Source organism: Massilia sp. NBRC 108631, assembly GCF_059704565.1.
The window spans coordinates 17,722-40,080 of the sequence record NZ_BAAKJE010000245.1 but is presented as its reverse complement, the minus strand read 5'-3'; the positions used below and the strand labels follow the sequence as shown (position 1 = coordinate 40,080).

General features: G+C 64.9%; 23 protein-coding genes and 1 tRNA gene. 16 read left to right on the top strand and 8 right to left on the bottom strand.

What is annotated here, in order from left to right; genetic code table 11:
- Position 1: 1 nt before the first annotated feature.
- The 6 genes from AC6H42_RS26410 to pth all read left to right on the top strand — a co-directional run bounded on the left by AC6H42_RS26410 (position 2) and on the right by pth (position 4,210).
- Positions 2–649 carry a lipoprotein insertase outer membrane protein LolB gene (locus tag AC6H42_RS26410; protein ID WP_497549319.1) on the top strand — a complete coding sequence of 216 codons (648 nt, stop codon included), beginning with the start codon at positions 2–4 and terminating at the stop codon, positions 647–649.
- A complete protein-coding gene (gene ispE, locus AC6H42_RS26405) occupies positions 649–1,524 on the top strand; it encodes a 4-(cytidine 5'-diphospho)-2-C-methyl-D-erythritol kinase (RefSeq protein ID WP_497549318.1) in 876 nt (291 codons plus the stop codon). The genes AC6H42_RS26410 and ispE overlap by 1 nt, the downstream gene beginning before the upstream one ends.
- Before the next feature lie 77 nt (positions 1,525–1,601).
- A tRNA-Gln gene (locus tag AC6H42_RS26400) sits at positions 1,602–1,678 on the top strand.
- Between the two features lie 143 nt (positions 1,679–1,821).
- The gene (locus AC6H42_RS26395) at positions 1,822–2,772 is read left to right on the top strand and encodes a ribose-phosphate pyrophosphokinase (protein ID WP_057158312.1); all 951 of its coding nucleotides are present in this window, start codon (positions 1,822–1,824) and stop codon (positions 2,770–2,772) included.
- Between the two features lie 158 nt (positions 2,773–2,930).
- Positions 2,931–3,560 (top strand): 50S ribosomal protein L25/general stress protein Ctc, encoded by a 630-nt coding sequence (locus AC6H42_RS26390; protein ID WP_057158311.1) that lies wholly within the window; start codon positions 2,931–2,933, stop codon positions 3,558–3,560.
- Positions 3,561–3,628: 68 nt separating this feature from the next.
- Complete coding sequence (pth, locus tag AC6H42_RS26385; RefSeq protein WP_057158310.1) at positions 3,629–4,210, top strand: aminoacyl-tRNA hydrolase; 582 nt, start codon at positions 3,629–3,631, stop codon at positions 4,208–4,210.
- 16 nt (positions 4,211–4,226) lie between these two features.
- On the opposite strand, the gene AC6H42_RS26380 is transcribed toward pth, so the two are convergent.
- Both AC6H42_RS26380 and AC6H42_RS26375 read right to left on the bottom strand, forming a co-directional pair.
- Positions 4,227–5,510, bottom strand: coding sequence for an HD-GYP domain-containing protein (locus tag AC6H42_RS26380; RefSeq protein ID WP_497549317.1), 1,284 nt, complete (start codon positions 5,508–5,510; stop codon positions 4,227–4,229).
- 114 nt (positions 5,511–5,624) lie between these two features.
- Entirely contained in the window at positions 5,625–6,518 is an 894-nt protein-coding gene (locus tag AC6H42_RS26375) for a LysR family transcriptional regulator (protein WP_057158308.1), read from the bottom strand.
- Between the two features lie 75 nt (positions 6,519–6,593).
- On the opposite strand from AC6H42_RS26375, the gene AC6H42_RS26370 reads away from it, so the two are divergent.
- Positions 6,594–7,553, top strand: coding sequence for a PhzF family isomerase (locus AC6H42_RS26370; RefSeq protein WP_057158307.1), 960 nt, complete (start codon positions 6,594–6,596; stop codon positions 7,551–7,553).
- On the opposite strand, the gene AC6H42_RS26365 is transcribed toward AC6H42_RS26370, so the two are convergent.
- Entirely contained in the window at positions 7,495–8,349 is an 855-nt protein-coding gene (locus AC6H42_RS26365; RefSeq protein WP_497549316.1) for an AraC family transcriptional regulator, read from the bottom strand. The genes AC6H42_RS26370 and AC6H42_RS26365 overlap by 59 nt on opposite strands.
- A gap of 55 nt (positions 8,350–8,404) precedes the next feature.
- Here AC6H42_RS26365 and AC6H42_RS26360 point away from each other — a divergent pair, with 55 nt between their 5' ends.
- From AC6H42_RS26360 to AC6H42_RS26345, 4 genes are all read left to right on the top strand, one after another.
- Entirely contained in the window at positions 8,405–8,869 is a 465-nt protein-coding gene (locus AC6H42_RS26360; protein WP_082552202.1) for a DUF3224 domain-containing protein, read from the top strand.
- 90 nt (positions 8,870–8,959) lie between these two features.
- A complete protein-coding gene (locus tag AC6H42_RS26355) occupies positions 8,960–9,373 on the top strand; it encodes a hypothetical protein (RefSeq protein ID WP_057158305.1) in 414 nt (137 codons plus the stop codon).
- Between the two features lie 18 nt (positions 9,374–9,391).
- Positions 9,392–10,711 (top strand): amidohydrolase, encoded by a 1,320-nt coding sequence (locus AC6H42_RS26350; protein WP_497549315.1) that lies wholly within the window; start codon positions 9,392–9,394, stop codon positions 10,709–10,711.
- Between the two features lie 10 nt (positions 10,712–10,721).
- Positions 10,722–11,540, top strand: coding sequence for an AraC family transcriptional regulator (locus tag AC6H42_RS26345; protein ID WP_057158303.1), 819 nt, complete (start codon positions 10,722–10,724; stop codon positions 11,538–11,540).
- Here the strand turns inward: AC6H42_RS26345 and AC6H42_RS26340 are convergent.
- A complete protein-coding gene (locus tag AC6H42_RS26340; protein ID WP_057158302.1) occupies positions 11,494–12,483 on the bottom strand; it encodes a proline dehydrogenase family protein in 990 nt (329 codons plus the stop codon). The genes AC6H42_RS26345 and AC6H42_RS26340 overlap by 47 nt on opposite strands.
- A 96-nt stretch (positions 12,484–12,579) precedes the next feature.
- Between AC6H42_RS26340 and AC6H42_RS26335 the strand changes: the two genes are divergently transcribed.
- Complete coding sequence (locus AC6H42_RS26335; RefSeq protein ID WP_157201175.1) at positions 12,580–12,870, top strand: hypothetical protein; 291 nt, start codon at positions 12,580–12,582, stop codon at positions 12,868–12,870.
- A gap of 25 nt (positions 12,871–12,895) precedes the next feature.
- On the opposite strand, the gene AC6H42_RS26330 is transcribed toward AC6H42_RS26335, so the two are convergent.
- Together AC6H42_RS26330 and AC6H42_RS26325 are read right to left on the bottom strand one after the other, a co-directional pair.
- Entirely contained in the window at positions 12,896–13,564 is a 669-nt protein-coding gene (locus AC6H42_RS26330) for an ion channel (protein WP_057158300.1), read from the bottom strand.
- 3 nt (positions 13,565–13,567) lie between these two features.
- A complete protein-coding gene (locus AC6H42_RS26325) occupies positions 13,568–13,996 on the bottom strand; it encodes an acyl-CoA thioesterase (RefSeq protein WP_229418374.1) in 429 nt (142 codons plus the stop codon).
- Between the two features lie 90 nt (positions 13,997–14,086).
- On the opposite strand from AC6H42_RS26325, the gene ychF reads away from it, so the two are divergent.
- On the top strand, positions 14,087–15,178 hold the full coding sequence (ychF, locus tag AC6H42_RS26320) for a redox-regulated ATPase YchF (RefSeq protein WP_057158298.1): 1,092 nt from the start codon (positions 14,087–14,089) through the stop codon (positions 15,176–15,178).
- Between the two features lie 167 nt (positions 15,179–15,345).
- On the opposite strand, the gene AC6H42_RS26315 is transcribed toward ychF, so the two are convergent.
- On the bottom strand, positions 15,346–15,846 hold the full coding sequence (locus AC6H42_RS26315) for a nuclear transport factor 2 family protein (protein ID WP_497549314.1): 501 nt from the start codon (positions 15,844–15,846) through the stop codon (positions 15,346–15,348).
- A 130-nt stretch (positions 15,847–15,976) separates the two neighbouring features.
- Between AC6H42_RS26315 and AC6H42_RS26310 the strand changes: the two genes are divergently transcribed.
- The 3 genes from AC6H42_RS26310 to AC6H42_RS26300 all read left to right on the top strand — a co-directional run bounded on the left by AC6H42_RS26310 (position 15,977) and on the right by AC6H42_RS26300 (position 20,168).
- Positions 15,977–17,977 (top strand): NYN domain-containing protein, encoded by a 2,001-nt coding sequence (locus AC6H42_RS26310; RefSeq protein ID WP_497549313.1) that lies wholly within the window; start codon positions 15,977–15,979, stop codon positions 17,975–17,977.
- Positions 17,978–18,174: 197 nt separating this feature from the next.
- Positions 18,175–19,026: an MOSC domain-containing protein gene (locus AC6H42_RS26305; protein ID WP_057158372.1), complete on the top strand. Its 852-nt coding sequence runs from the start codon at positions 18,175–18,177 to the stop codon at positions 19,024–19,026.
- A 2-nt stretch (positions 19,027–19,028) separates the two neighbouring features.
- Positions 19,029–20,168 (top strand): GGDEF domain-containing protein, encoded by a 1,140-nt coding sequence (locus AC6H42_RS26300; RefSeq protein WP_497549312.1) that lies wholly within the window; start codon positions 19,029–19,031, stop codon positions 20,166–20,168.
- A 110-nt stretch (positions 20,169–20,278) separates the two neighbouring features.
- Here the strand turns inward: AC6H42_RS26300 and AC6H42_RS26295 are convergent, their stop codons facing one another.
- On the bottom strand, positions 20,279–22,255 hold the full coding sequence (locus AC6H42_RS26295) for a monovalent cation:proton antiporter family protein (protein ID WP_497549311.1): 1,977 nt from the start codon (positions 22,253–22,255) through the stop codon (positions 20,279–20,281).
- Between the last annotated feature and the right edge of the window lie 104 nt (positions 22,256–22,359).

Here is a 22,359-nt window from a genome sequence, read left to right as displayed (position 1 = left end):
TATGATGCGCACACCGATAGCCTCCATGCTTTGCGCGGGCGGCCTGAGCCTGCTGTTGTCCGGCTGCGCCAGCCTGGGCGGCGGGGCGGGAGGGGCAGGCACTCCCGCTGCGCCGCCGCCTTCCGGCGCTGCCGTTGCACCTTACCGCGACACGCTGGAGCTGGCCGGCAAGCTGTCGGTCACCTACAGCCGTGACGGCAAGCAGGACTCCAGCCATGTGCGCTTTATCTGGGAGCAAAGCCCGCAGCGCACCGACGTCACCATCACCGCGCCGCCGCTGAACCAGACCGTGGCCACCATCAGCGTCACGCCGCAGGAAGCGGTGCTGACCGAGAGCGGCAAGGCGCCGCGCCGCGCCGCCGACATCGGCGCGCTGAGCGCGCAGGCGCTGGGCTGGACCATGCCGGTGTCCGGCCTGCGCGAATGGCTGCAGGGCTATGCCACCGCCGCCGGCGGCCAGCGCTTCGTCGCCAGCCCGGCCGCCAACACCGTGACCACCGCCGACGGCTGGCGCATCACCTATGTGTCGTGGCAGGATGGCGCCCCCGGCGCGCCGCCGCGGCCCAAGCGCATCGACGCCGAGCACGGCGCCATCGGCACGCTGGATGAGATGTCCATCCGCATTGTCCTCGACTCACCGCAAGCATAATGACCGAACTGAAGAATCTCCCGGCCCCGGCCAAACTGAACCTGTTCCTGCACGTGACCGGCCGCCGCGCCGACGGCTACCACATGCTGCAAACCGCCTTCCAGCTGATCGGCCGGGGCGACCTGCTGCACATCCGCGTGCGCACCGACGGCCAGCTGCGCCGCAGCAACGACATTCCCGGCGTGCCGGAGCAGCAGGACCTGGTGATCCGCGCGGCCGCGCTGCTGCAAGCCGAGGCGCTGCGCCGCAGCGGCGTGCTGCACGGCGCCGACATCACGGTGGACAAGGTGCTCCCCATGGGCGGCGGCCTGGGCGGCGGTTCGTCCGACGCGGCCACCACCTTGATGGCATTGAACACGCTGTGGAACGTGGGATTGGACCAGCAAGAGCTGATGGCGCTGGGCTTGCCGCTGGGTGCGGACATCCCGTTTTTCATCTTCGGCGAGACCGCCTTTGCCGAAGGCGTGGGCGAGGCGCTGCAGCCGCTGGCGGCGCCGGATTGCTGGTACGTGGTGATCGAGCCGGGCGCTTCTGTGCCCACTGCGGAAATATTTTGCTCGGAGCATTTGACAAGGAACACTCCGCCCATCATAATAGCGGACTTTTCCAGCCACTACGAAAATCGAAACGATTGGAAGCAGTTTGGCCGGAATGATTTGCAGCAAGTAGCGTCCAGTATTTACCCGCCGGTAGCAAAGGCGATAGAATGGCTGGCAGCTTACGGAGATGCCAGGATGACTGGTTCCGGTGCTTGTGTGTTTTGTGCCTTTGCAGATGAAGGCCGGGCCGATGCGGTACTCGAAAGAGCGCAGGGGGTCTGGACTGCCTGGAAGGCCAAAGCGCTGAAGCGGCATCCGATCTTCGACATGTTGTGAGTGAAAAAAAGATTTTGCTTTTCGTTAGTTCGGTAGTATAATAATCGCCGTCATAACGACAAGCAGCAAGTTACAGCAGGGGAATCGCCAAGCTGGTTAAGGCACTGGATTTTGATTCCAGCATACCAAGGTTCGAATCCTTGTTCCCCTGCCACCCATTTTTCTTGAGTCTGTCGATGCATCAGCGTCCAGTCAAGATAAAATACAGGTGCCCACGGCACCGAAGCTCGCAGCGCCGGATAGCGGTTTGTCCGGCGATCAATCAAGATATCAACGCTTACTTCTCTGGGACTCCCCATGGCTTACGAAAACCTGATGGTTTTTACCGGCAACGCTAATCCTGCGCTGGCTGAAGGAGTCGCAAAAAACCTCGGCATTCCTCTCGGCAAAGCAGTCGTCTCGAAATTCTCGGACGGCGAAGTCATGGTCGAAATCAACGAAAACGTTCGTGGTAAAGACGTGTTCGTGCTGCAATCGACCTGCGCACCGACCAACGATAGCCTGATGGAACTGATTCTGATGGTCGATGCGCTGAAACGCGCCTCCGCAGGCCGTATCACTGCCGCCATCCCATATTTCGGCTACGCCCGCCAGGACCGCCGCCCCCGCTCGGCGCGTGTTGCGATTTCGGCAAAGGTAGTGGCCAACATGCTGGAAAGCGCCGGCGTTGAGCGCGTCCTGATCATGGATCTGCACGCAGACCAGATCCAGGGTTTCTTCGATATTCCAGTCGATAACATCTACGCTTCCCCTATCCTGCTGGGCGACCTGCAGAAGAAGGACAATGAAGACCTGCTGGTCGTGTCGCCCGACGTCGGCGGCGTGGTGCGCGCCCGCGCCCTGGCAAAGCGCCTGGGCTGCGACCTGGCCATCATCGACAAGCGCCGTCCGAAAGCCAACGTTTCCGAAGTGATGAACATCATCGGTGAAGTCGAAGGCCGCAACTGCGTCATCATGGACGATATGGTCGATACCGCCGGCACCCTGGTGAAAGCTGCCGAAGTGCTGAAAGAGCGCGGCGCCAAGAAAGTGGTGGCGTATTGCACCCACGCCGTGCTGTCCGGCCCGGCGATCGACCGTATTTCCGGCTCGTCGCTGGACGAACTGGTGGTGACCGACACGATTCCGCTGTCCGACGCCGCCAAAGCCTGCGGCAAGATCCGCCAGCTGACCTGCGCACCGCTGCTGGCCGAGACGTTCAAACGCATCATCAAGGGCGATTCCGTGATCTCCCTGTTCATCGACTAAGTTCGGCTCAGTTCGGCTTGTTTCGGTAGACAACAACAGTTTTTAGCGGCGGCGCGACCGGTTTTCGACCGGTTGCGCCGCTGTTTTTCCGGAGCGCCCTGGTCGCGGGGCGCTTCTTCACAACAGGGCGCGAGCCTTGTTTATTATTGGAGTCTCAAATGAAAGTAGTTGCATTCAAACGCGAACTGCAGGGCACGGGTGCGAGCCGCCGCCTGCGTATTTCCGGCCAAACCCCAGGCATCGTGTACGGCGGCGCTGAAGCCCCGATCACCATCTCCCTGGACCACAACGCGCTGTACCACGCGCTGAAAAAAGAAGTGTTCCACTCGTCCATCCTGGACCTGGAAATCGACGGCAAGACCCAGCAAGTTCTGCTGCGCGACTTCCAGATGCACGCTTACAAGCAACTGGTACTGCACGCTGACTTCCAGCGCGTTGACGCAAACACCAAGCTGCACAAGAAAGTGGCACTGCACTTCATCAACGCCGACGTATCGCCAGCCGTGAAACTGCACGGCGCATCGATCAGCCACGTGCTGTCCGAGCTGGACGTTTCCTGCGTTGCAGGCGACCTGCCGGAATTCGTGAACGTTGACCTGGCCAACATCGACGTGGGCCACTCGATCCACGTGTCGGACCTGGTTCTGCCAAAAGGCGTGACCGCTGTTACCCACGGCAAAAACCAGACCGTAGCCACCGCTTCGGTACCAGCTGGCCACGTGTCCGCTGAAGCGACCGCAGCAGCTGCTCCAGCAGCCGATGCCAAGCCAGCCAAAGGCAAGAAGTAATCTTTTACTTCCTTTGAAGTAAAATAAAAAACCCCGCTCGCGGGGTTTTTTTATATCTGGAAGAAACCATGTCCATCCGCCTGATCGTCGGCCTCGGCAACCCCGGCCCCGACTACGAACAAACCCGCCACAACGCCGGCTTCTGGCTGGTCGATAACCTGGCCAACAGCCTGGGCGCGCGCCTGCAGCGCGAAACCCGCTTCAACGCGCTGATGGCCAAGACCGCCATCGCCGGCAAGGAACTGTGGCTGCTGGAACCGCAGACCTATATGAACCGCTCCGGCCAGTCGGTGGGCGGGCTGGCGCGCTTTTACAAGATCAACCCGGATGAAGTGCTGGTGGTGCACGACGAACTGGACATGATGCCCGGCGTGGCCAAGCTGAAGAAGGGCGGCTCCTCGGGCGGCCACAACGGCCTGAAGGACATTACCGCCGCGCTCGGCACGCAGGACTACTGGCGCCTTCGCATCGGCATCGGCCATCCGCGCACGCTCAGCCTGCAGCAGGCGGTGGCCGACTTCGTGCTGCACCGCCCGCGCCGCGACGAGCAGCTGCTGATCGATGAAGCGATCGAGAAAAGCCTGAAGATCGTTCCGCTGGTGTGCGAAGGCAAGTTCCCGCTGGCCACTACCCAACTGCATACCGCATAGGCGGCATGCGAGCGGCTCAGGCCGCGGCGGTTTGCGGCGCCGGCTTGCTGGCGTCGAAGTAGTAGCTGACGCGCTTGCGCGGACTGAGATAGACGTACACTTCCGGCGGCACCATCCCGGGCCGCAGCGCCTTGACGATGTTCAGCTCGGGCTCCAGGTCCAGGTCCACCATGATGGCTTCCAGGCGCGGCACATCCTTGTCGTACACCACCACCATTGGTTTCATCGGCCGCGCCGTGTTCACGGTCGCCACCATGCCGGTCATGCCATTCGACAGTTGCACCACGGTGCCGGGCGGGTACACGCCCAGGCAGCGGATGAACATCTGCAGCAGGCGCGGATCGAACTTGGCGCGGTGCTTGGCGAACATCATCGACAGCGCCTCGTGCGGCGTGAGCGCGTGCGCCAGGTTGAATGGATTGCACAGCTCGTCGTAGTAGTTGGCGATGGCCACGATGCGCGCCAGCACGCCGATGCCTTCCCCCTTCAGCTTGCGCGGATAGCCGCTGCCGTCGAACAACTCGTGGTGGTCGTGGATCACCGCCGCCACCGCCGGCATGCACTGCAGGCGCTGCGCCATCTCCGCGCCGTACTGCGCGTGCATCTCGTACAGGTTCTGTTCGGCCGTGGTGTACGGTTCCGGCTTGCTGAGGATCTTGTCCGGAATGTTTTTGCGGCCGATGTCGTGCAGCAGCGCGCCCAGGCCCAGCAGATTGGCCACCTCGGGCGGCAGATTGACTTCGCGCGCGATCATCATCGACAGCATCGTCACGTTGAGCGAGTGGAAATACAGCTCCTCGTTGCCGGCCGTGTCGCCCATGACATGGATCGCCAGTTCCGGCGCGCACAGGATGGCGTCGGTGATCTGCGTGACCAGGCCGGTGGCCTGCTTGACCGACTCCTCGGGCCGCGAGAACAGGTGCTTCTCGATTTCGCGGATGGCGCGCGCGGTGTGGGTAAAGGCGCGCTCGACGCGTTCGGCGTCCGCGCGGCGCAGCTGCATGCGTTCCAGCATGGCGCGCTTGGCTTGCAGCGCGGGCGACGCTGCCGCCGCCGCTGCCGCCGCCGCCACGGCTGCCGCCGAGTCCGCCGCGCCCTTGCCGGATGCCGTGGCCGCCTGCGCGTCTTCCTGCGGCGCCACATCGCTCAGCTCCGGCTTGTAGCGCACCGAAGGCAGGCCCAGGCTGCGCAAGGTGCTGATCTGGTCTTCGGACTTGATCTTGAAATGGCTGAATGCAAACGGGTGCTCGAACCACTTCAGGTCCAGCTCGACATACAGCCCGACGCGCAGCTGATCCATCGTAACCGTCAACTCATCCAAGTCGGCTCCCCCCACAGGCTTGCATTGCAGAAGTTGTGGTTATGCAAATTTATCCAATTGTAAGTGTATACGAGAAGCATCGCCGGCGGTTGCTTATGGCCAGCGGCCGGCCAGGAAATCCATGGCGGCCCGGGCCGGCGGCGGTACCGGCCGTTGCGGACACACACCGTATACGCCGGTCGGGCGGCCGCTCCACTGCGGTAGCACCTGTAGCAGCTCCCCATTACGCAGCGCCGCCGCCACCGTTGCGCTGGACAAAAAGGCGATGCCCAGGCCGTCGATGGCGAACTGCCGGATGGCGTCGCCATTGTCGGCGCGGATACGGCCCTGGGGACGCAGGCTGCGTTCGCCGTCCGGGCCGGTCAGGCGCCACAGCTCGGCGTCGCGGTTCACGGCCAGGTTCAGGCACGCGTGCCGGCTGAGCCCGGCCACGTCGGCCGGTGCGCCATGCTGCTCCAGGTAGCGGGGCGCCGCCACCAGCAGGCGGCGGTTGTCCATCAGCTTGCGCGCCACCAGCGCCGAATCGTCCAGGCGGCCGATGCGGATGGCCAGGCCGACCCCTTCGGCCACCAGGTCCACATAGCGGTCCGTCATCATGAGGTCAAGCTCGATGCCGGGGTAGCGGCGCAGGAATGCGGCCACGTGCGGCACCACGTGGGTGCGTCCGAACGAAACCGGCACACTGAGCCGCAGCTGCCCGCGCGGCTGGGACGGTTCCGCATACTGATGGCTGGCCGTCTCGTAGGCGCCGCGCAACTGCGCAAAGGCGCTGCCGCATTCGGCGTACAGCGCCTGGCCGGCGGCGGTCAGCGACATGGCGCGCGTGCTGCGGTTCAGCAACTGCGTGCCCAGTTCCTGCTCCAGCGCTTTCACCAGCCGGCTCACGGAGGAGGGCGTCATGCGCAATGCCTGCGCCGCGCGCGCAAAACTGTGGTGGTCGACCACGCACGTGAAAGCGCGTAGCAAATGGAGCGGAGGCTGCTGCATTCGTTCTTCCATGGAAGGTATGTGCTGATTCTACAGCTATTATCGCCGGCCATCGCCATGGCTAGACTAGCTTGCATGACCCAACTATTTCATATCGACGCGTTCACCTCCATCCCGTTTCGCGGCAACCCCGCCGGCGTGGTGCTGGCTGCCGACGGACTGAGCGCACGGCAGATGCAGGACCTGGCGCGCGAGCTCAAGCATTCCGAAACCGCCTTTGTCATGCAGCCCAGGAAAGGAGCGCAGGATGAAGCGCACGACGTTTACATCCGCTACTTCACGCCCACCACCGAAGTGCCCATCTGCGGCCACGCCACCATCGCCGCCCACTACGCGCGCGCAGTGGCGATGCAGCTGGGCAGCGTGGAACTGCAGCAGAAGACCGGCGCCGGCGTGCAGCGCATCCGCGTGGAGCGGCAAGCGGACGGGGACTACCGCATAGTCATGCGGCAGGGGCCGTTATCCTTCGGTCTGCCCTTGTCCGCCGCGACCCGCCGCGCGGTGGCGGCTGCGCTGGGGCTGGACGACAGCGCTTTTGCGCCGGGCTTGCCGCTGCAAATCGTCTCCACCGGCCATTCGAAAGTGATGGTGCCGCTGCGTGCCGGCGTGGCGCTGGACGCCATCGTTCCCGACCATGCCGCGCTGGCCGCACTGAGCGCCGACGTCGGCTGCAACGGCTGGTTCCCGTTTCAGCTGCGCGCCTGCGGCACCGCCACCGATGGCCGCATGTTCGCGCCCGCCATCGGCATCCCGGAAGACCCCGTCACCGGCAATGCCAACGGCCCGCTCGGCGCCTACCTGGTGCGGCACGGCCTGATGGCGCACGACGGCCAGCTGCTGCGCTTCCAGGGGCACCAGGGCCGTGCCCTGCGCCGCGACGGCGTGGTCCACGTGGAGGTGGCGATAGCGCAGGGCGCGCCGCAGCAAGTGTCGATCAGCGGCGGCGCGGTGATCCTGTTTTGCGCGCCGCTCGATCTCACCCGGCTTGCTGGGACTTCCAGTACTCCAGCGGCGGCTTGCCCACCAGCTGCGTGAACCCGCGCGTGAAGTGCGCCTGGTCGAAAAAGCCCAGCCGCGCAGCCAGCGCGGCCAGGTCCGGAGCCGCCGCGCGGCCCAGCTGCCAGGTGGCTTCGTGCAGCCGGAAGCGCTGGATCACCCACTTCGGCGACACGCCCACATAGTTGCTGAACAGCCGCTGCAGCGTGCGCTCCTCGATGCCGAGCAGGTCCGACAAGGCCGCCACGCTGACCGGGCCGTCTTCGGCGGCAGCAGCTGCCACCGCGCGCTGCGCCAGCAGCGCGCGCGGGTCGGCCGGCGGCAGCACGGCCGCCAGCAAGGCCTCGGCCGCCTGCACCATATCGGTATCGCTGCGCGCCTCGCCAGCATCGCCGCCGTTGCCCCCCGCTTCCGCGCCAAGCACGCGCCGCTCGGCCTCCACGCCGGCCACGCCCAACATCCCGTCCACCGGCATGGTGCGGTCCGCCAGCCGGGACAGCGGGTGCGGCAGAAAGGGCCGCAGTCCGCCCGGCTTGAAGCGTACCCCCAGCACCTTGCCCGCGCCCTCCACCTTGCGCTCGAACGCGCCGCGCACCACGCCGTGGATGGCCGTGTTGCCGCGGTCGAACACCAGGTGGGCGTTCGGATACGGCAGCACGCGCTGGGTTTGCGGCGGCCCTCCGTTCCTGTCCCATTGCACCACCCAGTGGTAGTCGACAAAAGGCTGCAGCGCGGGCGAGGGCGGATAGCTTGCCAGCCGGATGCGGCGCGCCGCTGCCGCCGGATCCACAACCCCTTTCGGCATCGGCGCACCACCGTTGTCGGTTTTTTCCAATCTTTTCTCCTGGTCCTGAAATACAGTGCCGCTTTCCGATTGATAAAAGAGCGCCATGAAATCCAGCCTGTCCACCCTGGCCGCCGTTGCCGCCCTCGCTTGCCTGCCGGTCCGCGCCGAACCCGCTGCCCAGCACGCGGCCGGCACGTTTGAAGTCAAGATGTCGCCAGCCTCGGCGCCGCAGCATGAGGGCCGCACAGCCACCGGGCGCATGTTACTTGAAAAACAATACTCCGGCGACCTGCAAGCCACCGGCAAAGGCGAAATGCTGACCGCCATGACCGACACCCAGGGTTCCGCCGCCTATGTCGCCATCGAGCGCGTCACCGGTACGCTGAAGGGCAAGGCCGGCAGTTTCGTGATCCAGCATTCAGGTGCCATGCACGGCGGCGACAGCCAGCTGGCCGTGACCATCGTGCCCGATTCCGGCACCGGCGAGCTGGCCGGCATCAGCGGCCGCATGGCGCTCAAGCAGGTGGACCGGCAGCATCACTATCAGCTGGACTTCGTGTTGCCCTGACCCTGCTGCCATCGGGCATTCGATATGTGCTTGACTTCTGACACCTGTAAGATATTATTGACATATCAAATCAATAACCAGGAGCGGTCCATGCAAGAGGTGTCATTGTTCCGGCTGTATGCGCTGCGCGCGGTCTACCTGCTGATCGTTGTTGGACTGGCCCTGGTCGTCTGGCCGGGCATACTCCACCACAGCAAGCCGTGGGAGCTGATGGAGGGCGTGGTGCTGTGCATGCTCGCCGCGTTCTCGCTGCTGTGCGCGCTTGGCCTGCGCTACCCGCTGCAGATGCTGCCGGTGCTGCTGTGGGAACTGATCTGGAAAGTGCTGTGGCTGTCGCTGGTCGCGCTGCCGGCCTGGAAGTCCGGCAGTATGAGCCAGGCCGTGCTGGAAAACACCATCGCCTGCCTGGTGGTGATCGTGGTCCCGCTGGCCATGCCGTGGCGCTACGTGGTCGACCACTATCTGAAAAAATCCGGCGACCGCTGGCGCCTGGCCGGCAATTAACATGCGAATATAGGGGCTATGAAAAATACCCTCGCATGCCTGCCCCTGGTCCTGGCGGCAGTGTTCCCGGCCATGGCCGCCAAGGCGCAGGACGGCGCGCCGCTCAAGGCGCAAGTCGCCAGCCGCATCAATGCCATGTACCCGCAGCTGGAAACGGTCTACAAGGATTTGCACGCCCACCCTGAAATTGCCTTCCAGGAGGTGCGTACCGCTGCCAAACTGGCTGGCGAGATGCGCGCGCTTGGCTTCGAGGTGACCGAAGGCGTCGGCAAGACCGGGCTGGTGGCGATCTTCAAGAACGGACCCGGCCCCACCGTGATGGTGCGCACCGAGTTGGACGCGCTGCCGATGGAGGAAAAAACCGGCCTGCCGTACGCCAGCAAGGCCCGCACCCGCTCCGGCGGCGCCGAAACCTACGTCATGCACAGCTGCGGCCATGACATCCACATGGCCAGCTGGCTGGGCGCGGCGCGCGCCTTGGTGGAACTCAAATCGCAATGGCAGGGCAGCCTGATGTTCATTGCGCAGCCCGCCGAGGAAACCGTGTCCGGCGCCAAAGCCATGCTGGAGGACGGCCTGTTCAAGCGCTTCCCCAAGCCGGACGTGGCGTTCGCCCTGCATTCCTGGCCGACTGCGCACGGCACCGTCGGCTACAACGTCGGCGCGGTGTCATCGAATTCGGATGCCCTCGAGATCGTGTTCAAGGGGCGCGGCGGCCATGGTTCTGCGCCGGACAAGGCGCTGGACCCGATCACCATCGCCGCGCGCTTCGTGGTGGACGTGCAGACCGTGGTCAGCCGCGAGAAGGACCCCAAGGAATTCGGCGTGGTCACCATCGGCGCCATCCAGGGCGGCACCGTGGGCAACATCATTCCGGACAGCGTGCTGGTGCGCGGCACCATCCGTTCCTACAGCCCGGCTGTGCGCGCCAAGCTGCTGGACGGCGTGCGGCGCGTAGCCAATGCGTCGGCCGCCATGGCGGGCGCCCCGGCGCCGGACGTGGAGCTCAAGTCCGGCGGCCAGGCCATCATCAATAACGACGCGCTGGTGCGCAAGACGGAGGCGGTGCTGAAGGACGCGCTGGGCGCCGCCAACGTCGGCCTGATCGCGCCGATGACGGCCAGCGAAGACTTCTCCGAGTACGTCAACCAGGGCGTGCCGGGCATGTTCTTCTTCACCGGCGTCTATCCCGCCAAGGCGGTGGCCGAGGCCGAAACGGCCGGCGGCAGGCCGCTGGCCTTCAACCACTCGCCGTTCTATGCGCCGGTGCCCGAGCCTTCCATCAAGACCGCCGCGCAGGCCATGAGCCTGGCGGTGTTGAGCGCGCTGGCGCGCTAGCGGGCCGGCCATGCCCAGCGTGCAAACCGCGCAGCCCGCGTTCTGGCGCGACGCCGCGCTGCCCTTCATCGAGGCGCGCTCGATACGCGGCGGCCGCGACCTGTGCTACGCGCGGCATACGCACGACACCTTCTCCATCGGCGCCATCACCGGCGGCGTGAGCACCTACTGGAACCGGCGCAGCAAGGAAACCGTGGGCGCGGGCAGCGTGGTGGTGATCAACCCGGAGGACGCGCATGCCTGCAATCCGGCCGCCGGCCAGCCGTGGTCGTACCGCATGTTTTATGTGGACGTGGCCTGGCTGACCGCGCTGCAGCATGAACTCGGTTTCAGCCGCAATGCCGATTTCAGGGCGTTTTCGACCACCTCAAGCACCGCGCTGTTCGCGGGCTTGAACCGGCTCTACGACACCGTGACCTCGGCGCACGCCGACGGCTTGCAGAAGCAGAGTGCGGCGCTCGCCTTCTTCATGGACATGCAGCAGGCGCTGGACCCGGCGCCGGTCGCGCTGGCCGGCGCCAACGGCAAGCTGCTGCGGGCCGCCGAATTCATCAGCGACAATTGCACCCGCCTGCTGAGCCTGGAAGACATCTGCGCCGCCGCCGGCCTGTCGCCGTCCTATCTGATCCGCGCCTTCAAGAGCCAGTTCGGCATGACGCCGCACGCCTACCTGGTCAACCGGCGCGTCCAGTACGGCCAGGCGCGGCTCAGGCGCGGCGCCGCGATTGCCGACGCCGCCATCGAAAGCGGCTTCGCGGACCAGGCCCATTTCCAGCGCGCCTTCAAGCAGCTTGTCGCTGCAACGCCGGGGCAGTACCGGGGCCGATAAGGTCCACCACGGCCTGGAATAGCCGGGCCGGCTGTTCCGCGATCCGGTTCAGCACGTAGAGAAAATATTCCTCGCCGAAGATGGCGTACTCGCGCGTCTGGAACCCGCGCCGGCGCAGCGCGTCCAGGCCATCCGCGCCCAGTCCGAACAGTGTTTCGAATTCCGATTGCCGCGGCGACAGTTCCTGCTGCAGGATGAAGCCGGCCAGGTCGTTCTGCAACTGCACGTCGTGTGTGGCGAGCGCGCATGGGTGGCCACTGGCAAGCAGGGTCTGCGCAAACCGGCGGTAGGCGGCTGCCAGTTCCGGGCTGTGGCGGTCCCAGGCAATCGCGGGCGACTCGAGGAAGGCGCCCTTGACCAGGCGTATGCGGCCCGGCAACTCCATCAGCTGCGGCAAGTCCTGCGCGCTGCGGTGCAGTTTGGCCGGCAGCGTGATGCCCACGTTGTCCAGTCCGGCCTCGGCATGCAGCCGCCGGTAGGTGGCATAGATCAGGCTGGCCCGGTCCGCGCCCTCCATCGAAATCATTACCTCGCGGCCGGCGCCGGCCGCGGCGCTGGCAATGCGCCTGGCGTTGCGGTAGCCCAGTTCCGGGTCCACCAGCAAGCCGACGTGGGACAAGTCCAGCGAAACCGAGCACTGCAGGTTTTCGTGCGCGAGCGCGGCCGCCAGTTGCAGGAAGACTTCCGTGTCGGTGTTGGCCTTGGCCTCGTCGCGGCAGCTTTCGCCCACATACTCCGCCGATCCGGCATGCCCGCGCGCGCTGACAGCGTGCAGGTGCCGCACCAGGTCGGCCACGGTGTGCCCCGCCAGATAGCGCGCAGCCACGCGGTGGATGTACGGGCGCAGCTGGGGATCGCTGCAGAAGCGTTCTTTTGCCTGTTCGTTGAGCGCCAAAGCGCGCAGGCTGTCGGCTGCCTGCACCATCAAATCCGGGGTCTGCATAATCCATTCCTTTCAAAATTTCGGAAAGGCCATCGTATGGGGCGCGCCGGGCCGCCGTATTGAAGGAAATTGCCTTCTGCCGGCGCCGGAAAGACTATGGTATTGCAGAAATGCAAAGCAAATTGCGCCAAAGATATTAATATTTCAAGGAATCATGTCTATCTTGGCCCGTATCTCGTTTCGCCTGCTACTTTCCTTACTCTGCCTCGCACCGGCCGGCGGCATGGCCGCGCCGGCCGCCACCGTGGCAGACTGGAACACAGGCATGCCGAGGCCGAAGCGGCTCTGAAGCGTGTCGTAGAAATCGAAGAGAAGGCAGATCCGGACCACCAGAGTGGGGTGTTGATGAATCTGGGCCAGCATTACGCGTCGCAGAAGCGCTACTGACGCCGCCGGGCGCGCGCGTGCCGGCCTAGGACTTGTTGGACTGCAGCGTAAAGCCGATCAGGCGCGCCACCACCGCCGCCAGATACATCAGCCCGACCAGCATCTCCACGCTGGCGATGGCCCGCGCATGCGAGGTCAGCGGGATCACGTCGCCGATGCCGGTGCTCGACAGCAGCGCAAAGCTCAGGTAGTTCAGCTCGGTCCACGTGCGCGGGGCGGCGGCGTTCACCGCTGCGCCGAAGGTGCCCGGCTGCAGCGCCTGGACCAGGATGAACACGTGCGTGAAGGCCCACGCCAGCAGCGTGAACGCGGCGCCGGCCGCGAACAGTTCGTCTGTCGTGGCCAGTCGGTCCTCCATCATGTAGGCCACCAGGCTGGCGGCGGCATAGAAATAGAACGCCGCCTCCAGCGCGGACGACCAGGGCAGCAGCCCCGGCAGGTCGAACGCCATCTGCAAGCCCAGCAGGATGATCACGGGGCCGGCGATGCTGGCGCTGACCCAGGCATGGCCCGGCGTGCGCCGCACCATGCGCGTGGCCACCACCAGCACCAGGATGCCGAACATATTGAAGATGATGTGGCCGCCGCGCACGGTTTCGATAAACGGATACAGCAGCATGCCCAGCAACTGCGTCAGCAGCAGCACGGCTGACGGATGGCGCTTGGTGCTATGCACCAGGGGAAACGGATTCATGGTTCAAGCCCCGGACAGCGTCGCAAGCACGCCGCGCACCGCAGCCGGGATCGGGACGGCGCGGTTGCTGGCGCGCTCGACGTAGACGTGGACGAAATGGCCGGCCGCGCACGGCTGCTCGTCGTCGTTGCGGAACAGCGCGATCTCATAGCGCACGCTGGAATTGCCCAGCTTGGCCACCCGGATGCCGGCATGGACAGTGTCCGGGAAGGAGATGGAACGGAAATAGGCGCAGCCGCTGTCAACCACGAACCCGACCACCTCGCCCTTGTGGATGTCCAGCACGCCGCGTTCGATCAGGAACTGGTTCACGGCCGTGTCGAAGTAGGAATAATAAACAACGTTGTTGACATGGCCATACACGTCATTGTCCATCCAGCGGGTGGCGATGGGCAGGAAATGGGGAAACTGCGAGCGTTTGGCGTCGCGCATCGTCATGGAAGCTCCTGGTTCTGAGGTACAATTGATCCTTACGCGCGGGCAATCGGCGCAGCAAAACAATACCATCATTAAAGGTTTTTCATGAGTCTCCAATGCGGCATCGTCGGCCTGCCTAACGTCGGCAAGTCCACTCTTTTCAATGCACTGACCAAGGCCGGCATCCCGGCTGAAAACTATCCGTTCTGCACCATCGAGCCGAACGTCGGCGTGGTGGAAGTGCCGGACCCGCGCATGGCCGCGCTGGCCGAGATCGTCAAGCCCGAGCGCATGGTCAACGCCATCGTCGAGTTCGTCGACATCGCCGGCCTGGTGGCCGGTGCTTCGCAAGGCGAGGGCCTGGGCAACCAGTTCCTGTCGCACATCCGCGAAACCGACGCCATCGTCAACGTGGTGCGCTGCTTTGAAGATGAAAACGTGATCCACGTTGCCGGCAAAGTCAGCCCGCTGGACGATATCGAAGTGATTCAAACCGAATTGGCGCTGGCCGACTTGGGCACCGCTGAAAAAGCGCTGCACCGCGAAAACAAGAAAGCCCGCTCCGGCGATAAAGACGCAGCGAAACTGGTTGCTCTGCTGGAAAAGATAATCCCGCAGCTGAACGAAGCCAAGCCGGTGCGCGCCATGGGCCTGGACGCGGATCAAATGGCGATCATTAAATCGCTGTGCCTGATTACCGCGAAGCCGGCCATGTATGTGGCCAACGTTTCCGATACCGGTTTCACCAATAATCCGCTGCTGGACCAACTGACCGAATACGCGAAATCGCAGAATGCGCCTATCGTCGCCATTTGCGCTTCGATTGAAGCCGAGATTGCCGACCTGGATGACGCCGATAAAGTGGAATTCCTGTCCGATATGGGGATGGAAGAGCCTGGCCTGGACCGTCTGATCCGCGCCGCCTATAAACTGCTGGGCTTGCAGACTTATTTCACCGCCGGCGTAAAAGAAGTGCGCGCCTGGACCATCCATATCGGCGACACCGCCCCGCAGGCAGCCGGTGTTATTCACACCGATTTCGAACGCGGCTTTATCCGTGCGCAGACCATTGCCTATGACGATTACATCGCCCTCAAGGGCGAAGCAGGCGCCAAGGAAGCGGGCAAGATGCGCGCCGAGGGCAAGGAATATGTGGTCAAGGATGGCGACGTGCTGAACTTCCTGTTCAACGTCTAAATACCCTTAGCGGCCTCGGCCGCAGAAAAAAGCCGCGAGAGATCGCGGCTTTTTTTTCGCCCTTTTTCCGCCGGATTACCCCCGCGCACTCAAATCTGGCGCGAACACGCCAGAAACTGGCATAAAACGGCCGCGCCAGGGCCTTAAAACAATGCGCCGGGCCGGCGTTACTGCGCCGCCGCCGGTTTCGCTTCGAATTCCCTGACCGCCTTGCTGAACTGCTCCATCAGCGGATTCGGTACCGCCAGGGACAGCTGGTAGTGTTCGATCTCGAATCCGCTGGCGGTCCGGCGAATAACTCCGCTGGCCTGGCAGATGCCCATTTGTGTGTTCAGCTGCTCATCGAACCACGCGTAGCTTTTATTTGCCGAGAAATATACGTTGCGTTTAATAGCGGTAAATGACCACGCCTTGTTACGGTCGAAAAACGGCTTGGCCCATACTTTAAACTGGTCGCGGGTCCATATTTCAGTTTTATCGGTGCCGATATAAATACCGTTGGGCGCCATTTTATCGAAATACACCGGATCGGCATTGGCGGCATCCTTATGCCATTGGTCCATAAAAGTATTGATTTGCTGGCGGAAAGTTGCGTCGGCGTCGGCCGATTGCGCGGCGGCGCCGTAGCTCATCAGGAAAAAAGCGAGGGCGGCAAGCAATTGCTTCATGGGGGCTCCGGAAAAAATGTGTAAAGCGAGCATACACCAGGGCGGGCGCCGGGCTGGCCTGGCTGTATAATCGTCGGGTTCGCCGGCCACCGGCCCTTTAGCTTCTCCTCACCACAGAAAACGAAATCTCATGGCTTCATCCAACGATAACGTCAGCATGGCGCTGTTCTGCGACTTCGAAAACGTCGCCCTCGGCGTGCGCGACGCCAATTACGAAAAATTCGACATCAAGCCCGTGCTGGAGCGTTTATTGCTCAAAGGCAGCATCGTGGTCAAAAAGGCGTATTGCGACTGGGACCGCTACAAGGGTTTCAAGGCGCCCATGCATGAGGGCAATTTCGAACTGATTGAAATTCCGCACGTGCGTCAATCGGGCAAGAATTCGGCCGACATCCGCATGGTGGTGGACGCGCTGGACCTGTGCTACACCAAGTCCCACGTGAACACTTTTGTCATCATTTCCGGCGACTCGGACTTCTCGCCGCTGGTCTCCAAACTGCGCGAGAACAACAAGAAAGTGATCGGCGTCGGCGTCAAGCAGTCCACCTCGGACTTGCTGGTGGCCAACTGCGACGAGTTCATTTTCTACGACGACCTGGTGCGCGAGATCCGCCGCGCCGCCGCCAAGCGCGACACCCGCGAAGGCCAGCCTGCCGTCAAACGCACCCCGGAAGAGGAAAAAGGCCGCCGCGAGGAAATGGACAAGCGCCGCCGCGAAGCCGTGGACATGGCGGTCGAGACCTTCGATGCGCTGGTGTCCGAGCGTGGCGACTCCGGCAAGATCTGGGCGTCCGTGCTGAAAGAGGCGATCAAGCGCCGCAAGCCGGACTTCAGCGAGTCCTATTACGGTTTCCGCACCTTCGGCAACCTGCTGGAGGAAGCCAAGGCGCGCGGCCTGCTGGAATTCGGCCGCGACGAGAAATCCGGCGCCTATGTCTACCGCAGCAGCGGCGCGGGCGAGCAGGGTTCGGGCGAAGGGTCGGGCAACGTGTCCGCGCCGGTGCAGCACGAGGCGGCCGAGGGCGGCCGCCATGAAGGCCGCCGTGGCCGTGGCCGTGGCCGCAGCCGTGGCGGCGAGCGCCACGCCAGCCATGAGCCGGTATCCGAGGAAGTGTCCGCCGAACTGCAGCTGGCGCAGGACGAGAACGCCTACGCGGAAGCGGAAGCCGTGCATGCGGCCGACGACTCGGCCTACGCGCAGCAAGCCGTAGCTGACCAGCCGGACGCGCAGCAGGTGCAGGCGCACGCGCAGGCAAGCCCAATGCTCGGCAGCAGCGAGCAGGACGACCTGGACGAGGAAGAGCGCGCGCTGGATGCCGCAGCGGCAGCCATCGCCAACTCGGCCGGCGGCAATCAGCGCCAGCTCGGCCGCGACGGCCAGCCCAAGCGCAGTGCGGCCAAGATGCCGGCCCGCCAGGCGAAAGCGCAGCAGAAAGCCGCCCAGTCGGCGACGGCGGGCGACGTCTGGGCCAAGGGCAAGGGCCGGGGCAAACCGGTGCAGGGCGGCAACCAGCGCGGCAAATCCGGCCAGCCGGCGCCGCAAGCGCAGGCGTCCTTCGCGCAGGCAGGCGCAGCGCAGGCCGGCCAGGCAGCGGGCCGGTCGGACGTGCCGGCCGCCGTGCCAGTCGCGCAGCCAGCCGTGCAGCCAGCTGACCATGCCGGCGTTCAGCCGGGCGATCACGCTGAATTGCCGGTCGTCCAGCCGGCCGTGCAGCCATCCGCCCGCGCGGGTGGACGTGCCGCTGGCCGCCAGCAAGCCAGCCGCCAGCCGGCGGCGCCGCAGGCTGCCGAGGCCGTGCTCGCACCGGTAGCGGACAGCGCCGCCGCCGAAGCGGATGCGATGGCCAAGCCGGCCGCCAAGCCGCGCAGCCGTGCTGCGGCCAAGGGCCGTGCCAAGGCGGGCGAATCGCGCATCACCGAAGCGGCTGCGGAAGCTGCCACGGCGAGCGCGGCGCCAGCGGCGGCAGAGGCGGACCAGGCGCTGGAGACAGCGGCCGACAAGCCCAAGTCCGGCCGGGCCGCTGCCGCGCGCGCGCGCGCCGCCAAGCCGGTGGTTGCCAGCGGCGACGCGGAAGGCGGCGACCAGCCCGCCCGCAAGCCGGCCGCCCGCCGCCCGCGCAAGGCGGAGTAAGTTGCTCCCTGTCATATCCTCCACCGGGGGATATGGCTTCCCGCGCGACCCTGCGCACGGGGAACCATGGTCCGTATCTTCGCAATCGGGCCGTGCTGTGGTTTCCCGCGATTTACTGCCAGACACTTTGCTGCCATACTGCCAACTTGAATAACATTTTGGCAGTGGCCGTCCGCGCGCTGCCTGCGGCGGTCAGCATGGCTATCCTCTCCGAAATCAACCTTTATCCGATCAAATCCTGTGCCGGCATGTCGCTGCGTTCGGCCACGCTGACCAGCGCCGGGCTGATGAAGGAGCAGATCTACGACCGCGAGTGGATGGTGGTGGATGACGCCGGCGCGGCGCTGACCCAGCGCGAACATCCGCGCATGGCGCTGATCGTGCCCCGCCTGAAGGCCGATACGCTGGAACTGCGCGCGCCGGGCATGCTGCGCCTGGAAATCGAACTGGGCCTGCCCGACCCCGAACTGGCTCCGCAGCGCACCGTGCAAGTGTGGGACGACCAGGTGCTGGCCTACGACTGCGACGCCACCACCGCCGCCTGGTTCAGCAATTTCCTGGGCCTGCCGTGCCGCCTGGTGCGCTTCCACGCCAACGCCACCCGCGCCGTATCGCAGAAATGGACCCAGGGCGTGGCCGCCACCACCATGTTCTCCGACGGCTACCCGATGCTGGTGGCGGGCAGCGCCTCGCTGGCCGACCTGAATGGCAAGCTGGTCCAGGCTGGCCGCCAGGCCATCCCCATGAACCGCTTCCGTCCCAACCTGGTGCTGGACGGCATCGAAGCGTTCGAAGAAGACTACGCCGAAGATTTCCGCGTCGGCGGCGCCGTGCTGAAACCGGTCAAGCCCTGTCCGCGCTGCCCCATGCCCTCGATCGACCAGGCCACCGGCGAATTCGGTCCCGACCCGCTCGACATCATGGCCGGCTACCGCGCCAAGCCCGAGGTGGACGGCGCGCTGTGCTTCGGCATGAACAGCATCCTGCTCGAAGGCGATGGCCAGGAATTGCGCGTGGGCCAGGAAATCGACGTCAACCTGGCGTTCTAGCCATGACCAGCAAACAGCCCCAAGCAAGCGACCTGGTTGCGGAAAACCAGGCACTGCGCACGCGCATGGCGTATTTGCTGGAGCAGGCCGAGCGCAACCACAACATCATGATGCGGCACCAGGCCTTTGACCTGGAAATCGTCAGCGCCTCCACGTTCCCGGAACTGGTGGGCACCATCTTCCGCACGCTGCCCATCATTTCGGAACTGGAAGCGGTGACCCTGACCCTGATCGACGAAGGCGGCGACATCCACACCGTGATGGGCAAGCTGGGCGTCAATTTCGCCGAGTTCCCGGACCTGCTCTTCGTCGAGGAAGTGGACGGGCTGGGCTTCGACCTGGGGCGCCGCAACGCCTATTCGCCCATCCCCCGGCCGCTGCTGGGCATGTACGACGCCTTCAAGCACGGCCACGCCTTTCCGCGTCCGCCGGAAGGGCTGCAAAGCGTGGCGCTGGTGCCGCTGCTGCGCAACAAGCGCATCATCGGCAGCCTGAACCTGGGCAGCGTGGACCCCACGCGCTTCACGCCCAGCCTGGGCACCGACTTCATCGAGCACATGGCATCCATCATCGCCATCTGCCTGGAGAACGTGATCTCCAACGAAATGCTCAAGTACATCGGCCTGACCGATTCGCTGACGGGCGTCTACAACCGGCGCTATATGGACCGGCGCCTGCTGGAGGAAATTGCGCGCGCGCGGCGCCAGGCCTACGACATCTCCCTCATGTACATCGACATCGACCACTTCAAGCGGGTCAACGACACGGTGGGCCACCAGGGCGGCGACGAAGTGCTGCGCGAAGTGGCGCAGCGCATCAAGGCCGAGCTGCGACTGTCGGACGCGCTGGCGCGCTTCGGCGGGGAAGAGTTCGTGGTGCTGCTGATCAACGCCGACCTGGACAGCTCCACCTTTGTGGCCGAGCGCATCCGCGCCGGCATAGCCGCCAGCATGATAGACGTGTCGCCCAGCGTGCGGGTTTCCATCACCGCCTCGATCGGCGTGGCCTGCCTGGACCGCAGCGACGCCGGCGCCACGCCCGAAGCCGCCGCCATGGAACTGATCGCCCAGGCCGACTCCGCGCTCTACCAAGCCAAGGACAGCGGCCGCAACCGCGTGCTCCCCTACCGTCCCGACGCCTGATACCCCGCTAAAGCAAGCTCAGCCGCATTGCACCAACCTCGGGGTCTGACCCCGAGGTTGGTGCAATGCGGCTCAGGCCGGTTGTAGGAGAGTTGGAAGGGTTGTCGGAATCAGGCGAGCAGCTGGCTTTCGGCGCGGGCGACGGCGTCGGCGGCGCCGCGCAGCACGACCACGTCGCCAGCTTGCAGCACCGTGCCGGGCGTGGCGTCGATGCCGCTCTTGCCGCGCCGGATGGAGGCGATCTCGGCGCCCGCTTCGCCTAGCGCCAGCTCGCCCAGCATCTTGCCGATGCAGCTGGCGTTCTCGCCCAGCGTGACCGAGTGCAGGCGCAGCATGTCGTCGTCCTCGCCGGCGTCGCTGGCGCCGTGGAACCAGCCGCGCAGCGACGCGTAGCGCGCTTCGCGCGCCACCTGCACGCGGTGCACCACGCGCCGCAGCGGCACGCCCAGCATCACCAGCGCGTGCGAGGCCAGCATCAGGCTGCCTTCCATCAGTTCCGGCACCACTTCGGCCGCGCCGGCCGCTTTCAGGCGGTCCAGGTCGGTATCGTCATGGCTGCGCACGATCACCGGCAGCGCCGGCGCCAGCTCGTGCACCAGGTGCAGCACGCGCAGCGCCGACGGCGTGCTGGCGTAGGTGATCACCACCGCGCTGGCGCGGTAGATGCCGGCCGCGATCAGGCTTTCGCGCCGCCCGGCGTCGCCGTAGGATACGTTGGCGCCGGCCGTCTGCGCCTCCTGCACCCGCTCCGGGTCCAGGTCCAGTGCGTGGTAGGCGATGTCCTCTTCACTCAATAGCGTGGCCAGGCTCTGGCCGCTGCGCCCGAAGCCGGCCACGATCACGTGCTTTTGCGTGCTCATGGTGCGCGTGGCGATCTTGGTCAGCGCCAGCGACTGCATCATCCATTCGTTGCTGGACACTTTCATCACCAGCTTGTCGGAATGGTCGATGACGAACGGCGCCAGCAGCATCGACAGCACCATCGACGCCAGCACCACCTGGATGATGAACGGGTCCATCAGCGCCACGCCGCCGGCCAGGTTGAGCAGCACGAAGCCGAATTCGCCCGCCTGCGCCAGCGCCAGGCCGGTGCGCATCGAGACGCCGTCGGACGAGCCGAACAGCTTGGCCAGCCCGGCGATCAGCGCGAACTTGAGCAGCACCGGCCCGGCCAGCAGCACCAGCACCAGCCACCAGTTCTCCAGCACCAGGCGCAAATTGAGCAGCATGCCGACGTTGATGAAGAACAGCCCCAGCAGCACATCGCGGAAGGGCTTGATGTCTTCCTCCACCTGGTGCTTGTATTCGGTTTCCGAGATCAGCATGCCGGCCACGAAGGCGCCCAGCGCCATGGACAGCCCGGCCTTCTCGGTGATCCAGGCCGCGCCCAAGGTGATCAGCAGCAGGTTCAGCATGAACAGCTCCTGCGAGCGGCGCTTGACCACGATGGCGAACCAGCCGCGCACCAGCTTCTGGCCAACGAACAGCAGCAGCACCAGCACGATGACGGCCTTGCCGCCGGCCCAGGCCAGCGTTTCGAGCAGGTCGTCCGGGTTTTTCGCCAGCGAGGGGATCAGGATCAGCAGCGGCACCACGGCCAGGTCCTGGAACAGCAGGATGCCCATGATCTTGCGGCCGTGTTCGCTTTCCAGCTCCAGCCGTTCGGTGATCATCTTCACCACGATGGCGGTGGACGACATGGCCAGCGCGCCGCCCAGCGCGAACGAGGCTTGCCAGCTGATGTTGATGCCGGGCAGCTGCCAGGCCAGCAGCCAGCCCAGCAGCATGGTGGCGGCGATGGTGGCCGTCACCTGCGCCATGCCCAGCCCGAACACGATGCCGCGCATGGCCATCAGCTTGGGCAGCGAGAATTCCAGGCCGATCGAGAACATCAGGAACACCACGCCGAACTCGGCCAGGATATGGCTCGCCTCGCTCTGCTCGGCCAGGCCCAGCGCGTGCGGCCCGATCAGGATGCCCACCGTCAGATAGCCCAGCATGGGCGGCAGGTGCATCATGCGGAACGCCACCACGCCCAGTACGGCGCTGCCGAGCAGCAAGAGGGTCAGTTCAAGCGGTGAAAACATGCGGCGGTTCCATTTAAGGGCTGATCCCGTTGTTTGTTGGGACTGGCAAGTTTTTTGCTTTCGCAATTCGGCTATACTTCCGGCATGAGTGTAACCGATGGAAT

Coding starts and splice junctions, on each gene's coding strand:
- AC6H42_RS26395 (WP_057158312.1), top strand. CDS start 1,822: ATGGCTTACGAAAACCTGATGGTTTTTACCGGCAACGCTAATCCTGCG.
- AC6H42_RS26310 (WP_497549313.1), top strand. CDS start 15,977: ATGGCTTCATCCAACGATAACGTCAGCATGGCGCTGTTCTGCGACTTC.
- AC6H42_RS26325 (WP_229418374.1), bottom strand. CDS start 13,996: ATGCGCGACGCCAAACGCTCGCAGTTTCCCCATTTCCTGCCCATCGCC.
- AC6H42_RS26360 (WP_082552202.1), top strand. CDS start 8,405: ATGAAATCCAGCCTGTCCACCCTGGCCGCCGTTGCCGCCCTCGCTTGC.
- AC6H42_RS26370 (WP_057158307.1), top strand. CDS start 6,594: ATGACCCAACTATTTCATATCGACGCGTTCACCTCCATCCCGTTTCGC.
- AC6H42_RS26375 (WP_057158308.1), bottom strand. CDS start 6,518: ATGCAGCAGCCTCCGCTCCATTTGCTACGCGCTTTCACGTGCGTGGTC.
- AC6H42_RS26295 (WP_497549311.1), bottom strand. CDS start 22,255: ATGTTTTCACCGCTTGAACTGACCCTCTTGCTGCTCGGCAGCGCCGTA.
- AC6H42_RS26345 (WP_057158303.1), top strand. CDS start 10,722: ATGCCCAGCGTGCAAACCGCGCAGCCCGCGTTCTGGCGCGACGCCGCG.
- AC6H42_RS26315 (WP_497549314.1), bottom strand. CDS start 15,846: ATGAAGCAATTGCTTGCCGCCCTCGCTTTTTTCCTGATGAGCTACGGC.
- AC6H42_RS26305 (WP_057158372.1), top strand. CDS start 18,175: ATGGCTATCCTCTCCGAAATCAACCTTTATCCGATCAAATCCTGTGCC.
- AC6H42_RS26355 (WP_057158305.1), top strand. CDS start 8,960: ATGCAAGAGGTGTCATTGTTCCGGCTGTATGCGCTGCGCGCGGTCTAC.
- AC6H42_RS26335 (WP_157201175.1), top strand. CDS start 12,580: ATGGTATTGCAGAAATGCAAAGCAAATTGCGCCAAAGATATTAATATT.
- ispE (WP_497549318.1), top strand. CDS start 649: ATGACCGAACTGAAGAATCTCCCGGCCCCGGCCAAACTGAACCTGTTC.
- AC6H42_RS26340 (WP_057158302.1), bottom strand. CDS start 12,483: ATGCAGACCCCGGATTTGATGGTGCAGGCAGCCGACAGCCTGCGCGCT.
- AC6H42_RS26300 (WP_497549312.1), top strand. CDS start 19,029: ATGACCAGCAAACAGCCCCAAGCAAGCGACCTGGTTGCGGAAAACCAG.
- AC6H42_RS26390 (WP_057158311.1), top strand. CDS start 2,931: ATGAAAGTAGTTGCATTCAAACGCGAACTGCAGGGCACGGGTGCGAGC.
- pth (WP_057158310.1), top strand. CDS start 3,629: ATGTCCATCCGCCTGATCGTCGGCCTCGGCAACCCCGGCCCCGACTAC.
- AC6H42_RS26410 (WP_497549319.1), top strand. CDS start 2: ATGATGCGCACACCGATAGCCTCCATGCTTTGCGCGGGCGGCCTGAGC.
- ychF (WP_057158298.1), top strand. CDS start 14,087: ATGAGTCTCCAATGCGGCATCGTCGGCCTGCCTAACGTCGGCAAGTCC.
- AC6H42_RS26350 (WP_497549315.1), top strand. CDS start 9,392: ATGAAAAATACCCTCGCATGCCTGCCCCTGGTCCTGGCGGCAGTGTTC.
- AC6H42_RS26380 (WP_497549317.1), bottom strand. CDS start 5,510: ATGGATCAGCTGCGCGTCGGGCTGTATGTCGAGCTGGACCTGAAGTGG.
- AC6H42_RS26330 (WP_057158300.1), bottom strand. CDS start 13,564: ATGAATCCGTTTCCCCTGGTGCATAGCACCAAGCGCCATCCGTCAGCC.